The organism is Magnetospirillum sp. 15-1 (assembly GCF_900184795.1).
Taxonomy (GTDB): Bacteria; Pseudomonadota; Alphaproteobacteria; order Rhodospirillales; family Magnetospirillaceae; genus Phaeospirillum.
In genome coordinates, this window is sequence record NZ_FXXN01000016.1 from 107,795 (window position 1) to 122,958 (window position 15,164).

The 15,164-nt window shown below is 66.4% G+C and carries 11 protein-coding genes; 6 read left to right on the forward strand and 5 right to left on the reverse strand.

What is annotated here, in order from left to right; all coding sequences use genetic code 11:
• Nucleotides 1-8 precede the first annotated feature (8 nt).
• The 4 genes from CP958_RS03390 to CP958_RS03405 all read right to left on the reverse strand — a co-directional run bounded on the left by CP958_RS03390 (nucleotide 9) and on the right by CP958_RS03405 (nucleotide 4,239).
• The gene (locus tag CP958_RS03390) at nucleotides 9-1,247 is read right to left on the reverse strand and encodes a DDE-type integrase/transposase/recombinase (RefSeq protein ID WP_096700594.1); all 1,239 of its coding nucleotides are present in this window, start codon (nucleotides 1,245-1,247) and stop codon (nucleotides 9-11) included.
• Nucleotides 1,244-1,903 (reverse strand): TnsA endonuclease N-terminal domain-containing protein, encoded by a 660-nt coding sequence (locus CP958_RS03395; RefSeq protein WP_242442720.1) that lies wholly within the window; start codon nucleotides 1,901-1,903, stop codon nucleotides 1,244-1,246. Before CP958_RS03395 ends, CP958_RS03390 begins: the two co-directional genes overlap by 4 nt.
• 13 nt (nucleotides 1,904-1,916) lie before the next feature.
• Nucleotides 1,917-3,263 carry a TniQ family protein gene (locus tag CP958_RS03400; RefSeq protein WP_096700596.1) on the reverse strand — a complete coding sequence of 449 codons (1,347 nt, stop codon included), beginning with the start codon at nucleotides 3,261-3,263 and terminating at the stop codon, nucleotides 1,917-1,919.
• 289 nt (nucleotides 3,264-3,552) lie between these two features.
• Nucleotides 3,553-4,239 carry a TolC family protein gene (locus tag CP958_RS03405; protein WP_242442721.1) on the reverse strand — a complete coding sequence of 229 codons (687 nt, stop codon included), beginning with the start codon at nucleotides 4,237-4,239 and terminating at the stop codon, nucleotides 3,553-3,555.
• A 150-nt stretch (nucleotides 4,240-4,389) separates the two neighbouring features.
• On the opposite strand from CP958_RS03405, the gene CP958_RS03410 reads away from it, so the two are divergent.
• The 6 genes from CP958_RS03410 (at nucleotide 4,390) to CP958_RS03435 (ending at nucleotide 12,796) form a co-directional block, all read left to right on the forward strand.
• Nucleotides 4,390-6,123 carry a tetratricopeptide repeat protein gene (locus tag CP958_RS03410; protein WP_096700597.1) on the forward strand — a complete coding sequence of 578 codons (1,734 nt, stop codon included), beginning with the start codon at nucleotides 4,390-4,392 and terminating at the stop codon, nucleotides 6,121-6,123.
• A 233-nt stretch (nucleotides 6,124-6,356) separates the two neighbouring features.
• Nucleotides 6,357-7,019: a GntR family transcriptional regulator gene (locus CP958_RS03415; RefSeq protein ID WP_096700598.1), complete on the forward strand. Its 663-nt coding sequence runs from the start codon at nucleotides 6,357-6,359 to the stop codon at nucleotides 7,017-7,019.
• Between the two features lie 143 nt (nucleotides 7,020-7,162).
• Entirely contained in the window at nucleotides 7,163-8,191 is a 1,029-nt protein-coding gene (locus CP958_RS03420; RefSeq protein WP_242442722.1) for a histidine kinase dimerization/phosphoacceptor domain -containing protein, read from the forward strand.
• 16 nt (nucleotides 8,192-8,207) lie between these two features.
• Nucleotides 8,208-10,649: an EAL domain-containing protein gene (locus CP958_RS03425; RefSeq protein WP_096700600.1), complete on the forward strand. Its 2,442-nt coding sequence runs from the start codon at nucleotides 8,208-8,210 to the stop codon at nucleotides 10,647-10,649.
• 142 nt (nucleotides 10,650-10,791) lie between these two features.
• Nucleotides 10,792-12,312 (forward strand): aldehyde dehydrogenase, encoded by a 1,521-nt coding sequence (adh, locus tag CP958_RS03430; RefSeq protein WP_096700601.1) that lies wholly within the window; start codon nucleotides 10,792-10,794, stop codon nucleotides 12,310-12,312.
• A gap of 97 nt (nucleotides 12,313-12,409) precedes the next feature.
• Nucleotides 12,410-12,796 (forward strand): DUF779 domain-containing protein, encoded by a 387-nt coding sequence (locus tag CP958_RS03435; protein ID WP_096700602.1) that lies wholly within the window; start codon nucleotides 12,410-12,412, stop codon nucleotides 12,794-12,796.
• 44 nt (nucleotides 12,797-12,840) lie between these two features.
• Here the strand turns inward: CP958_RS03435 and CP958_RS03440 are convergent, their stop codons facing one another.
• Nucleotides 12,841-15,141 carry a TonB-dependent receptor gene (locus CP958_RS03440; RefSeq protein WP_170958821.1) on the reverse strand — a complete coding sequence of 767 codons (2,301 nt, stop codon included), beginning with the start codon at nucleotides 15,139-15,141 and terminating at the stop codon, nucleotides 12,841-12,843.
• Nucleotides 15,142-15,164 lie beyond the last annotated feature (23 nt).

Consider the following 15,164-nt stretch of genomic DNA (forward strand, 5'->3'; position numbering starts at 1 on the left):
TGGGCAGCCTATCCCCTGTGTGCCTTGTTGTGGTAGACGCCGACGATGAGGTTGAGCAGCCAGGACCGCAGTTCCCGCAGCGTCATCCGCGCCTGGGCCTCGGATTTGTACTCGCCGCGCTGCTTGGGATTGGAGAAGGTCGCCCCAGGAAGGGCGTGAACCTTCCGCGCCAGAGTCCCGGCCAGGCGCTCGATGTGACCGCCGTAATGTGGCGTCTTCGGCGGGCGGAATTCGTAGCGGATATCGTGCTCGTCCAGGGTGTCCTGGATCAGGTAGCTACGGAAGTCCTTGCCGTTGTCGGAATGGATCATGCGGGGCTTACCCCAGACCGGCCATTCGCCCTTAACGCCAAGCCGCTCCAGTTCCGCCGCCTTGTCCAACATCCCATGGCACAGGCAGAGGCCGACGGCGAAGGAGCCGGGATTGTCGAGCGAGAGGTGATAGCCCACCACCATGCGGCTGAAGACATCGATAGCCAGGGTCAGCCACGGACGGCCGATGGGTAGGCGCATCTCCTCGTCGAGCACCAAGATGTCGAGCAAGGTGTGGTCGATCTGCACCACGGCCAGCGGCGCATCCGCCCCGGGGAAGTTGCCCTTCACCGCCCCGAACTTGTCGTGGGCGGCCTTCTTACCCTCGCGCCTCAGCACCTTTTCCTTCGGGTCGATGGCCCGTAGCCTGGCACGAACCGTCTCTGCGCAGGGCTTCGATAGACTGGCGGCACGGCAATGGCGATGGACCTCCAGGATGACCTCTTCGCCGCTGGCCTTCTGCTTGGAGAGATATTTCTCATCAATGACGCTGGCGATGATCGCCTCGACCTCGGGCGACAGGCGCTTGGGCATCTTGCGGCCACGGCGCGAGGGAGCAAGGTCAGTCATGCGCCTCCGCCCCTCGTACCGCTTGATCCAGCGATACAGCGTGGATCGAGGAACGTCATGCTGTTCGGCGACGCGCTGGACATCCTCTTCGCTCCGCCGCTCGCAGCGCACCAGCGGCTTGATGATGGCGAAACGCCGTTTGGCCTCGGCCAGGTCTTCGGCAGCCAATGCGTCCAAGCTGCGATCCGCCTGAGCGGACTCCACATCCTTGAGCGATCGCAACTTGGAGACAGGCACCACTTCCTTGTCCTGCCCGCCCCCGACGTCGAGCAGCACCGAGGATGCCGTCACCGCCTCGACGACGGTGCAGCGCTTGCCACGCCAGAGAACTGAGGCGCCGGGCTGAAAGCTGAATCCATTGCTCATGGCCGCTTCTCCTTTGCCGGTGTAACGAAGGTATTCATGGTCAGGGGGCAGTCCAGGTCGGCCGCCACCTGGAACTCCGCCACCAAGGTCCAGATGCCGGGCAACACCTCCGGCCGGCTCAAGCCCAGCGCCTCGGCCATCTCGTCGGCGAGCGACGCGACATTTTTCGGGCCACCTTTCCGCAGGACCGAGCGCAAAGCCTCACGCAGACCGGCCGCAACGGGGCGGCCTCGGAACGGCAGCAGGAAGGTGGCGTTCTCCAGCCGGGGCGTGCGGATTTCCAACTCGCTCATCACCTGGAAGCGCCAGCCCTGGCGGCGGGCATAGGTGCGGGCAGCGGCGAACCGGCCGTCCAACTGTCCGGAGGTCAGCATGGGATCGGTGGAGTATTTGATCTCGACCAGACGCGGTACCGGCCGACCGCTACGATAAGTCACCAGGAAGTCGGGCACGTAGGAGCGGGCACGGCCATCGGCATCGTCGTACTCAATCCGCACCGGCTGTTCCTCGATGCCGGCGACGGACGGATCGAAGCGGCAGAGCAAGGCGAAGTCCCGCTCCAGGGTTGATTCCACCTGGACGCCGGGCCGCCCCTGTCCCATGGGCACCCGTCCACTGACACTGCGATAGCAAAGGCCGATCTTGCGCACGGGCATCGAGTGTCCCCCATCACTCTTTACAATCAACATTACCGTCGGGCGTGATTGTGTCGGGATCATGACCATCAAAAGGTGTTTTGATGGCACCAAGCCCAAGTTTCCGGCGAAGCAGGGCATCCAGCCATGGCCCGACATCCTCGCCGGCACGGTGCGCGGCCCGGCGGGCGGCCGCCTTCACCTCGGGCGAGACGCCATCCAACTTCCAGTAACGCCCCTTACCCCAGGGCAGACCGGAGGCCACGGGCTCGGCCACAGCGCCCATGGAGCCGAGTTTGGTTCCGCACAGGGCCACCAGGTTCCGATGGCTGGCCGCCTGGCCATGGTCGTGAAGCACCTGGGCTGCCACCATGATCTCTTCCGTAGCGTCACCCTTGTGCGGCTCCTTCAGGTGCCAGTCCACCGCGTGAGCATAGGCGAAGGGATACTCGCCCACCGGACGCTTGCGCAGATCGGTGCTGGTCATACCCACCGCCTTGGCAGCCTCGACGAAGCGATGCGGCCAGTCGGCCAGCAGCCAATAGGCCAAGGCGACCAGCACACCCCGGGCGCGCGGGGTCAGCAGGGCGCCATCCCGAGACCGAGGGAGACTTTCCGGCCGAACCGCCAGTCCTGGGGCACTTTCGGCCAACCAGAGCCTCAAGGCATGGGCGTTCTTGCCGCCGGCCAGCAGACGGAGCAGCTGGGCCAGCATCTCGAACACCGCGAAGGAATAGACCGGCCCGTATTCGCCGAGGCCTCGCCACCCTTCCCGGATCAGCTCCAGCAGATCGCGCTGCACGGGGACGGTGTCGAGTGCAGGTTCATCCCCACTGAAATCGCGGAGGTCGGCGCCACAGCCCGGGCAGCAGATAGTGCCCCGCCCATCCTGGCGCAGGATACTGAACGGCTCGGCACAGATCGGACAGCGGTCCAGCAGTAGGCGTCCATGGATCGGACAGATGGTGAAGAAGGAGAGCCGCCAGTTAAGGCGCAGATAGGGCTGCGCATCGCCCCGCAGACACATGGGGCAAATCTGCTGGCCGAAGCAGCGCCGCCCACCCTCGCGCCCGGCCGGCGGTAACCAGGCCAACTTGCAGAGACCGTCGTCGTACTCGAACAGGCGTCCGGACCAGCGGCGGAAGGTGGCGTGCTTCAGGTCCTCGACCGTCAGCCCCGTCTTCCCCGCCAACAGGTCCAGCAAACAGTCGTCGGCGTGGCGGTCGAGATCACGGGGATTACGGTCTCCGCCGGGCTGGACGATGCGGTAAAGCTCGCTCGGCCGCAGGCCATTGGCAGCGGCGGTTCGGGTGAACCATGAAGATACAGACTCGTCGGGCAACAGCCTGGGGTGCCCTGGCCAGCGGTCATCGTCGCGCATCGGCCCAGCCTCCAACCGAAGTGGAGGCCGAGGATCATAGCACTGCCGACCGCCACCAGGCGCAGGGCAGAGGACTCATCGGGCTGCGCAGAGGCTTGCGTTTCCCGTGATCGAAGGGAGCAGCCTATAGACGAGACGAATCCGGAAAGTCCGTGTGCATTCGTGATTCGTCACCGCACCCTGGAGGAGCCGCAATCCAGGACACCCGTGCAGCAACAACCATATGATTCGACGGATGTTTCCACAGGAAACGGCATACGAATCCGCCCCACATAAAGCTAGGGCTATCTCAAATAAAGCCTATGGAGTCCCGCTTAAAGGCAGAACCGACAACCACGTCGGGCGCGTGGCCGAACACCTGGGTGTACTTGGCGACCGAGGCGTGGAAATCGCCCTCGTACTTGACGCGGCGCTCCTTGGCCACCTGCAGGCGCTGCTTGGCCGCCAGCACGTCCGAGGCGATGCCCGAACCCTTCTGGACGCGCTCATCCTCCAGGTTCTGCTGCTCGGCGAGCTTGCGTTCGTTCTCCCGCGACAGGGCCACCAGCTTGGTGTTGCGCATGACGTCGAGATAGGCGACGGCGCCTTCCAGCAGGGCCGCCTGCCGGGTGCCGCGCAGGTCGGATTCGGAAATGCGGCGGCTGGTCTTGGCCGAGTCCACGGCGGAATCGGTGGCGAAGCCGTCGAAGATCTTTTGGGTGACGGTCAAGCCGCTGGTATTGCGCTTGTCCAGGAAGGCCTTGCCCTGGATACCGCGCCGGTCGGGGCTGTCGATGTATTCGTGGCCCTGGTCGCCGGTGAGCTTGACGGTCGGCAGGTATCCGGCGCGGGCGCCGCGGATGCCTTCGTCGGCGGAGTTCACCCCCTTCATCTTGGCCTGGATCTGGGGATGGTTGGCGACCAGGTCGCGCATCTCCTCCTCCAGGGTTCCGGCCATGGCCGGCGTCCAGCAGCCGGCTAGGATGGTGGTGACCATAGCCCAATGCTTGAGCTTCGAAAGCTTAATGGTAGTGTTTTCCGACGTCTGCACGCGGCTAGCCCCCAATGTACGGCTCTGATATACACTGAATTATCTATTTTGTGAATCAGGTTAAGTGCCCCCAGGTTCTAATTTCGGGTGGATGAAATGGCTGGCTTGGATATGGAAGACGAGCGATTTCTTGCTTATCTGGCCGAGCGGCTGCCCGGTGATCCGGAAGTCCTGTCGCGCCTTGCGGTGACGCGGGTGCGCCTGGGCGCCCTGGACGGTGCCGCCGCCGCCGCCGAGCGGGCGGTGGAACTGGCGCCGGGTCTGGCCGAGGCCCATGCCGCCCTCGGCCTGGTGGTGGCCCGGACCCAAAGGGTGGCGGAGGCACGGGCCAGCCTGGAGCGGGCGGTCCAGCTCAACCCCAATCTGGGTTTGGCCTGGATGTATCTGGGCGAGGTGCTGTCCCTGGCGCCCGGGCAGCCCCAGGCGGGGCTGGATGCGCTTCGCCGGGCCTGCGGCCTGATGCCGCGCGACCCCCGCCCCCTGAACGCCCTGGCCGGGGCGATGATGGCGTGCAAGCAATACGAGGACGCTCTCGGCGTCTATCGCGCCGCCACGGCGGCCGCGACCGATCCCAGCCCCGCCGACATGCTGAACAACATGGGAGTGGCGCTGGAGCGCCTGGAGCGGCGCGAGGAGGCGGTGGCCATGATCCGCTCGGCCTCGCTGATCCGGCCCGATTCTCCGGCCATCCAGGACAATCTGGGCAATTCCCTGCTGGGCACCGCGCGGGCCGAGGAGGCCGAGGTCTGCCATCGCCGGGCCTTGGCCCTGGGTGCCAAGGGAGGCGAGACCTGGAGCAATCTGGGCAATTCCCTGCATCGCCAGGGGCGGTTGGACGAGGCCGATGCCGCCTATCGCCGCGCCATCCAGATCAATCCCGACGGCGCCAAGTTCCACACCAATCTGGCCCTCAACCTTCTGCTGTCCGGCCGGATGGAGGAGGGGTGGCGGGAATACGAGTGGCGCTGGCGCGATCATCCGAACCTGCCGGCCTACCTGACCGATCGCGTCTGGAAGGGCGAGGCGTTGCCGCCCGACCTGCCCGCCGGCGGCACGCTGCTGCTGCAGGCGGAACAGGGCTATGGCGATACGCTGCAATTCGTCCGCTATGTCCCGCTGCTCAAGGCGCGCGGCGTCACCCGGGTGGTGCTGGCCAGCCAGCCCGAACTGGTCCGCCTGATGGAGACCGCTCCCGGTCTGGATCAGGTGGTGGGGGAGGCCGGTCCGCTGCCGCCCTTCGACAAGGCCCTGACGCTGCTGTCGCTGCCGGGCTTGCTGGCCGACCTTCCCGCGCCGGCTCCGCCGCCCTACCTTTCGGTGCCCGCGGGCGTCCAGGTGCGTCTGCCCGACGCCCCCGCGGGAACCCTCAAGGTCGGCCTCGCCTGGGCCGGACGCCCCACCCACGGCGACGACTGGAACCGTTCGATTCCCGCCCGCATGCTCGATCCCATTCTCGACGTGCCCGGCGTCGCCTTCTATTCCCTGCAGCGCGGCGCGGTGATGCCCAGGCTGGGGCGGCCGCCCATCGACAAGCTGTTGGAGGCTGCCGACCTCTGCGCCGATTTCTGCGACACCGCCGCCATGTTGCGGGACCTGGACCTGATCATCTCGGTGGATACCGCCGTGGTGCATCTGGCCGGCGCCATGGGCAAGCCGGTATGGCTGTTGCTGCCGGCCGTGCCCGACTTCCGCTGGCGCATGGAGGGCGACACCTCCGAATGGTATCCCGCCTTCCGCCTGTTCCGTCGCAGGTCCCAGTCGGGATGGGAAGTGCCCATCGCCCGTGTCGCCGAAGCATTGCGCGCCGAGACGGCCTTCACGTCAACCTGACCCGCCCATCGCCGGGAATCACGGTGCTTTGGGCGCGAATTTTCCCGCCCCCGACGGGTCATGACCCGTCGGGGGCGGGACGCTTTCTTCATAACGCGCAAAGTGCTTGCTGTATACAATCTCAGCATGCAATCTATATGCATGCATCCGTTGCGTTGCGCTTATCTATACTAAATAACGCGTAAAACGTGCTGAGATGCTCGGACTGAAGGATTGGATTAGGCGCGAATGGCATGACCCGGGTGCGCAGGCCCAACGACCCTACGGAATTGTCGGCGGCGGAATGGGTCCGCCAGCAGCTTATCGACGACATCGTCGCCGGCCGCCTGTTGCCGGGAGAGAAGCTGTGCGAGGTGAAGATCGCCTTGCGGCTGGGATGTTCCCGCACGCCGGTGCGCGAGGCGTTCCGGCATCTGGGCGCCTTGGGTCTGGCCCAATTCGAGAAGAATCGCGGTGGCAACGTGGTGCGGCTGGAACGCGCCATGATGCTCGAATTATTCGAGGGCCTGGCGGAGATATCCGCCGCCTGCGCCGGTCTTGCCGCGTCGCGCGCCGAGGCTCTGCGCCTGACGCTGGCCGAGCGGGACTGGCCGCACGCCGCCGTACCGGCCGGCACCGGCGGCGAGAACGATCTGTTTTCCACCCTGTTCGCCATCTGCGGCAACCGGCTGCTGTCGGAGGCGGGCACGACCATCCGCTGCCGGCTGCTGCCCTACTGGCGGCTGATGGGCAAGGCGGCGGACGAGTGGCAGGCCCTTGGCTGCGGCGGGCAGGCCGAGGCGATCCGCGTCATGGTGGCCGGGGACGACCGGGCCTCGCGGCGGACCATGCGGGCCTTCGTCATGATGGCCCGGGATCAGGCGGTGCGGGGATTGCCGCATTCCATTCTGCCCTGACCGGCGCTCCCTGTTTCCCGGCTCCGGAGACGATCCTGTCCTAAGGGTTGGACCCCATTGTGGCCGATTGCCGCCGTGACCATCTTTCCCATTGGGAATGGGCGCAGATGTGAAGGGTCCGTGGAGTGTCGGAAAACCGAGACATGTCGGCCGACACGGCCTTGCGTAAGAGCGAGGAGCGCTTTCGCCGGGTGGTGGAGGCGGCGCCCAACGCCATGGTGATGGTCAATGCCGCCGGGGTCATCGAGATGGTCAACGCCCAGGCGGAGCGGGTGTTCGGCTATGCCCGCGAGGAGATGCTGGGCCAGTCGGTGGAAATCCTGGTCCCCGACCGCTTCCGCCACGCCCATCCCGATTTGCGCGCCACCTTCAACGTCGATCCCCGCTCGCGGCCCATGGGGGCGGGGCGTGACCTCAACGCGAGGCGCAAGGATGGCAGCGAATTCCCGGTGGAGATCGGCCTCAATCCCATCGACACCGAGGACGGCCCCATGGTGCTGTCGGCCATCGTCGATATTTCCGACCGCAAGCAGAAGGAGGAGAAGATTCGGGCGGCCCTGCGGGAAAAGGAAATTCTGCTGGGCGAGATCCACCATCGGGTCAAGAACAACCTGCAGATCGTCGACAGCCTTCTCGACCTGCAATTGTCCAAGCTGGACGATCCCGTGGTCGCCGGCATGCTGCGCGACAGTCAGAGCCGTATCCGCTCCATGGTGCTGATCCACCAGACCCTGTACCAGTCCAAGGACTTCGCCCGGGTGGATTTCGCCGCCTTCCTGGACTCGCTGATCCCGACCCTGGTGGCCTCGTACGGGCTGGATTCCAACCGCATCACCCTGTCCCTCGAGGTCAAGGACGTGCAACTGCCGCTCAGCACCGCCATACCCTGCGGCCTGATCGTCAACGAACTGGTGACCAACGTGTTCAAGCACGCCTTTCCCGACGGGCGGAGCGGCGGCATCTGGGTGAGTCTGGCCGGTACAGAGGATAATCAGGTGGATCTCAGCGTGTCCGACGACGGCATCGGCCTGCCGTCCGACCTGGAACTGGAGAATGCCACCACGCTGGGCCTGCAACTGGTCTGTCTGCTGGCCGATCAGGTGGGGGGAAGCATCCGTATCGAACGGGCGTCCCCGACCCGCTTCCGGCTGCGCTTTCCCATCCAACGGTGACGGAAGGACCCTCCCCATGCCCGCGATACAGATCATGGTGGTCGAGGACGAGCGGATCGTCGCCCTGCACCTGCGGCACCAACTGCTGAAGCTGGGCTACGACGTGGTGTTCATCGCTTCGTCCGGCGAGCAGGTCCTGCGGCAGATTCAAAACCTGAAGCCCGACGTGATCCTGATGGACATCCATATCGAGGGTGATCTGGACGGTATCGAGACGGTGGCGCGGTTGCCGGCCGATCTGCGCATCCCGGTCATCTACCTGACCGCCTATTCCGAGGAGGCCATCCTGGTGCGGGCGCGGGCCACCAAGCCGTTCGGTTTCCTGCTCAAGCCGTTCTCCGAGCGCGAGCTGCACGCCACCATCCAGATGGCGCTCGAGCGCCGCAACGTGGAGGAGGCGTTGCGCGACAGCGAGGAGCACCTGACCCTGGCGCTCGACGCCGCCGGCATGGGAGCCTGGGAGGTGGACGCCCATTCCCGCCGCATCGTCCGCGCCGGCCACATCGAACGGGTGTTCGGCTATGTCGGGCAAGGGTTCGTCGGCAGCCTGGATCATTTTCTCGAGCATGTGGTCGAGGACGACCGCGTGGTCCTGGCCCGGGCCTACGAGCGCCTGCTGAGCGAAAGCGCCCCCTTGCAGGTGGAGTTCCGCGGCATCCGCTCGGACGGCAGCGTGCGCTGGCTGCGCGCCCAGGGCAAATCCATCCCGCCCCGGGCCGAGCGCCCGCAGCGCATCATCGGCGTGCTGCAGGACGTCAGCGACCACAAGGCCGCCGAGGATCGCCAGCGTCAGGCGCTGACCGTGTTCGAGGCGACCCGCGATGGCCTGCTGATCCTCGATCCCCTGCTGCGGGTGGTTACCGTCAATCCCGGCTACTGCGCCATCACCGGCTACGATGAGGCCGAGTTGCTGGGCCGCCGCCCGCACATGCTGGAAGACGGGGCGCAGTCGCCCGAACTGCACGGGCAGATCATGGAGGCGCTGAGCGAGGGCGGACGCTGGCGGGGCGAGATCGAGGCGCGGCACCGCGACGGCGAGGCCCTGCCGCTGCTGATGAACATCGCCGCCGTGCGCAGCGAGCGCGACAGCGTGGTGCATTACGTGGCGGCCTTCACCGACCTGACGGCCATCCGCGCCGCCGAGGAACGCCTCCAGCATCTGGCCCATTACGACCCGCTCACCGACCTGCCCAACCGGCTGCTGGCCGCCGACCGGCTGGATCATGCCATGGAGCGCTGCCGCCGCGACCGGCGGACCCTGGCGGTGCTGTTCGTCGACCTGGATTACTTCAAGCGCATCAACGACACCCTGGGGCACAGCGTCGGCGACACGGTGCTGAAGACCGTGGCGCAGCGCATGCGCGGCGCGGTGCGGGCCGAGGACACCGTGGCGCGGCTGGGCGGCGACGAGTTCATGGTGATCCTGGAACAGGCGGAAAGCCCCGACGACATCGCCGCCGTCGCCATGAAGATCCGCGCGGCGGTGACCCTGCCCATCATGGTCAACGGCCGCGAGTTGGCCACCTCGGCCAGCATCGGCATCAGCCTGTTCCCCGATGACGGCCAAACGCGGGAAAGCCTGATCCAGGCGGCCGACACCGCCATGTACGCCGCCAAGGAGACCGGGCGGAACGGTTACGCCTTCTACACCCGGGAAATGACCGAGCGGGTGATCCTGGCGGCGTCATCGGACAAGGATGTGCGCCGCGCCCTGGCCGAGAACGAACTGGTCCTGTTCTACCAGCCCCAGATCGCGCTGGAGACCGGCCGGGTGGAGGGCGTCGAGGCCCTGATCCGCTGGCGGCATCCCGGCCGGGGACTGCTCGGCCCGGCGGAAATCATCCCGGCGGCCGAGCGGGGCGGCTTCATCATCGATATCGGCGACTGGGTGGTGGCGGAGGCCTGCCGTCAGATCCGCGCCTGGCAGGATTTGGGGCTGCCGCCCATCCGCGTGGCGGTCAACGCCTCGGCCCAGCAGATGCGCAACGGCCGCCTGCTGCGGGCGGTGGAGGGCGCCCTGGCCAATACCGGCATCTCTCCCGACAGCCTGGAAATCGAGATCACCGAAAGCATGCTGCAGAACGAGGACGAGTGCATCGCCACCCTGCACGCCCTGAAGCGGCTGGGGGTCACCCTGGCCATCGATGATTTCGGCACCGGCTATTCCTGCCTCAGTTCGCTGAAAAGCCTGCCGATCCAGCGCCTCAAGATCGACCGCGCCTTCATCCAGGGCATCCCCGAGGACCTCAACGACATGGCCATCGCCGAGGCGATCATTGCCATGGCCCACCGGCTGCGCCTCAGCGTGGTGGCCGAGGGGGTGGAGACCGAGGCTCACATGGACTTTCTCCGCGTCCTGGGCTGCGAGGGCGTGCAAGGCTTCTTCCACGCCCGGCCCATGCCGGCATCGGAGATTCCCGGCTTCGTGACTGGGCGGAAACCCGAGGGTGCCACATGACGGAAGCGGTGGTGAAAAATCCTTTTTTCCCAGTGGGTTCCCCTCGTCGACGCGGAAAATTCGACCAAGGTCGCATGGAAAGGCCGTGGCGCTCGCGCTATTCCTGAACCGTTGCCATTGCACGGTCCACGAAGGAGCCACCATGCTGTACGCCTCTCCCAACACTCCGGATGCCAAGGTTCAATACAAGGCCCGGTATGACAATTTCATCGGCGGCAAGTGGGTTGCGCCGCTCAAGGGCGAGTACTTCGACGTCATCACCCCCATCAGCGGCAAGCCCTACACCAAGGCCGCCCGCTCGGGCGCCGAGGATGTGGAACTGGCCCTGGACGCCGCCCATGCCGCCGCCGATGCCTGGGGCAAGACCGCGCCGGCCGAGCGCGCCAACATCCTGCTGAAGATCGCCGACCGGCTGGAAGCCAATCTGGAACTGCTGGCCTATGCCGAGACGGTGGATAACGGCAAGCCGATCCGCGAGACCCTGGCCGCCGACATTCCGCTGTCGGTGGATCACTTCCGCTACTTCGCCGGCTGCCTGCGCGCCCAGGAAGGCGGCATGAGCGATATCGACGAGAATACCGTCGCCTATCACTTCCACGAGCCGCTGGGCGTGGTCGGCCAGATCATTCCCTGGAACTTCCCCATTCTGATGGCCGCCTGGAAGCTGGCCCCCGCCCTGGGTGCCGGCAATTGCGTGGTGCTGAAGCCCGCCGAATCCACCCCCATCAGCATCCTGATCCTGGCCGAACTGATCGCCGACCTGCTGCCGCCCGGCGTGCTGAACATCGTCAACGGCTATGGCCGCGAGGCCGGCATGCCGCTGGCGTCGAGCAAGCGCATCGCCAAGATCGCCTTCACCGGTTCGACCTCCACCGGCCGGGTGATCGCCCAGGCGGCGGCCAACAACCTGATCCCGGCGACCCTGGAATTGGGCGGCAAGTCGCCCAACATCTTCTTCGCCGACGTGGCCCAGGCCGACGACAGCTTCTTCGACAAGGCCATCGAAGGCCTGGTGCTGTTCGCCTTCAACCAGGGCGAGGTCTGCACCTGCCCGTCCCGCGCCCTCATCCATGAATCCATCTACGACAAGTTCATGGACCGCGTCCTCGGCCGCGTCGCCGCCATCAAGCAGGGCAGCCCGCTGGACACCGAGACCATGATCGGCGCCCAGGCCTCCCAGGAGCAGATGACCAAGATCATGTCCTACCTGGACCTGGGCAAGCAGGAAGGCGCCCAGTTGCTGATCGGCGGCGAGCGCGCCCATCTGGGCGGCGAGCTGAACGGCGGCTATTACATCCAGCCGACCCTGTTCAAGGGCCATAACAAGATGCGCATCTTCCAAGAAGAGATCTTCGGGCCCGTCCTGGCGGTCACCACCTTCAAGGACGAAGCCCACGCCCTGGAGTTGGCCAACGACACCCTCTACGGCCTGGGCGCCGGCGTGTGGAGCCGCAACGGCAACGTCGCCTACCGCATGGGCCGGGCCATCAAGGCCGGTCGCGTGTGGACCAATTGCTACCACGCCTATCCCGCCCACGCGGCGTTCGGCGGCTACAAGGAATCGGGCATCGGCCGCGAGACTCACAAGGTCATGCTCGACCACTACCAGCAGACCAAGAACCTGCTGGTCAGCTACAGCGAGAGCAAGCTCGGTTTCTTCTGATCGGGCCTTCCCATCCTTCCATGCCTGGACGCGCCCGATCTTCCCCGGGCGCGTCCTTTTTTGTTGGAGAGAGCCCCCCTTTTTCTTGGAGAGAGCCATGGTCGACCGCGTCATCGCCACCCCCGCCACCCTGGAGCTGATCGAGCGCCTCAGGACCCGGTATGGAGCCCTGTTCTTTCACCAGTCGGGCGGCTGCTGCGACAACAGCGCCGCCAATTGCTTCCTGCCCGGCGAACTGACGCTGGGAGCCGGCGACGTCTTCCTGGGCGAGATCGGCGGCTGCCCCTTCTACATGGGCAAGGCCCAGTTCGAGTATTGGAAGCACACCCAGTTGATCATCGACGTTATCGACGGCCATGGCGGGACGTTCTCGCTGGAAGGGCCGGAAGGCAAGGCGTTCCATACCCGCTCGCGGGTATTCACCGACCAGGAGATGGCGGAACTGGACCGCCAGGGGCCGCCACCGGTGGGGCCGTTCGGTTGATATGAGAGAATGATGCGGGCGGAACCGCCCGCATCACGCGCCGGTCAGAACTTCGCCCGCAGCCCCGCCCAGAAGGCGCGGGGCTGACCCGGCGTGCGGAACTGGTTGTCCGAGAAGGACGCGAAGACGCTGGTGGGGCTGCCGTAGAGGCCGAAGCTCTCGTAGCGGCGGTCCAGGACGTTGTCGACCCTGAGGAAGGCCGAGGCGAAGCCGGCCAGCTTGTACTCGGTCTCGGCGTTGACCACCTCGTAGCCGCCCAGGCGCCGCCCCAGCCCGGCATCGTCGCCGCGCAGGCGGCGCGAGGAATAGAAGGCGGCATCCATCTCCACCTGCCAGTCGTCGGTCAACTCGTAGCTGCCGCCCAGCTTCAGGCTGTGCAGGGGAACGCCGGCCATGGGCGAGCCCTGGCGGACGAAGATGTCGCCGTTGGCATCGGCGCCGGGATTGTTGGGGCTGTGCAGGCTGACGTCGTTGTCGAAGGTGGCGCGCACCACGGCGTAGTTGACGAACCAGCCGGCCGGGCCGATGCGGCCGCGATCGGCGGCTTCCAGTCCGACCCGGAGCGTGCGGCCGGCGTTGCGGAAATAGCCGGTGCCGGTGCCCTGGCCCGAGGAGACGAAAACGATGTCGTCCTGGTTCTGGGTGCCGAACGCGGCCAGGGACCAGTTGTGCGACCAGGTCTTGTCGGCGGCCTGACCGGTACCGCGCAGGCCCATCTCCACCGAGCGCGACACCACCTGCTTCAACGGCGGGTCGGAGAGGAAGGCGTTGGGGAAGCGGCAGGGCTTGGAGGCGTCGGCGCAGGACAGCTCGGCGGCGGTCGGCGCACGGTTGGCCTCGCCATAGCCGGCGAAGGCGGTCAACTCCGGCATCAACTGGTAGGCCAGCCCGGCCGCCGGGTTGAAGCGCTCGTACATGTGCCGCCCGTTGAGGTCGGTTCCGAAGCGGTCCTTCAGCACCACCTCGGCGGCATTGTAGCGTCCCGACATGGTCAGGGTCAGGCGGTCGGTCAGCGACAGGGAATCGCTGAAATAGACGCCGACGGTCCGGTTGACGCTGCTCAGTTCCGTCCAGTAGGTGGAGGTGCCGAGGATCACCCCGCCGCCGCTGACGCTGCGGTCGCCCTGCAGGCTGCCCACTTCGCTTTCGCTGTGATAGCGGGTGTGGCCTTCGTCCTCGGACAGGCCGGCCACCAGGGTGTTGCGCTTGCCCCACAGCGGCTTGTCCAGGGCCAGTTGCAGGCTGGCGCCCAGCGAGGTGGTGTTGGTCTCGGTGCGGTTGATGATGCCGCTGCCGCCGGCACTGGCCGGCACCGTATTGCCGTTGACGTCGGTCAGCTGCGTCTCGTCGGCCTCGTCGGGGTCCGAGCACAGGGTGGTGGCGTCGAAGGAGCACGGCCCCAGGCTGTTGGCGTCGCCGTTGACGGTGCGGTGGGTGATGTTGCGGTAATAGGCGGTGCCCTGGACCGACAGGCTGTCGGAGAGGTCCAGGTTGCCGCGCCCCGAGACGCTGATCTGGCGGTTGAGCGAGCGGTCGGGCGAGGTGAAGATGGCGCTGCGGCTGTTGTGCAGCAACTCCACCGGGCTGGGGCCGTTGCCGGTCAGTTCGGAATCGCCGAAGCCGACGCTGAGGCCGCCGCCGCCGCGCTCGCCCCGGTATTCCAGGTCGCCGAACACCTGGGTGACCAGGGAGGGGGATTGCTGGCGCCAGCCGTCCTCGCCGCCGTGCCCGACGCCGCCGTAGAAGCCGAGATTGCCCACCTTGCCGCCGTACTGGGCCACCGCCTTGCGCCGCCCGAACGAGCCGCCGGCTCCCATGACCTCCGCCCCCTGGTAGGAAAAGCCGGTCTTCATGTCCATGACCATGGCGCCCCCCAAGGCGTTCAGGCCGAAGACCGGATTGGCGCCGGGCAGGATGTCGGCGCGGTTGACGGCGAAGGACGGGATCATCTCCCAGTTGACCAGGTCACCGAAGCTCTCGTTGACCCGCATGCCGTTCTGATAGACCGCCAGTCCCTGGGGCTCGCCCATCACCGGCGAGGCGTTGAAGCCTCTGAACGACAGGCTGGGCTGAAAGGAATTGCCGCCGGTATCGGACAGCGAGACCGCCCCCAGGTGGCGCTCCAGCAGGTCGGAAACCGTGGCGCCGTTGCCCCGGTCGAGGGTGGCGCTGTCCAGCCCCTGGACGTTGCTGGGCATCTGGTCGCGGTTGATGCCGATGCCGGGAACCGGGGTGATGCCGATGACATCCACCTGGGGGATCTTGACCGCTTCTTCCGCTCCGGCGGCGCCCGGGGCCAGAACCCAAAGCGCCGTGCCGCATACCAGGATCGCCCTCTTGCTCATTCGTCCCTCCATCAAGATGAACC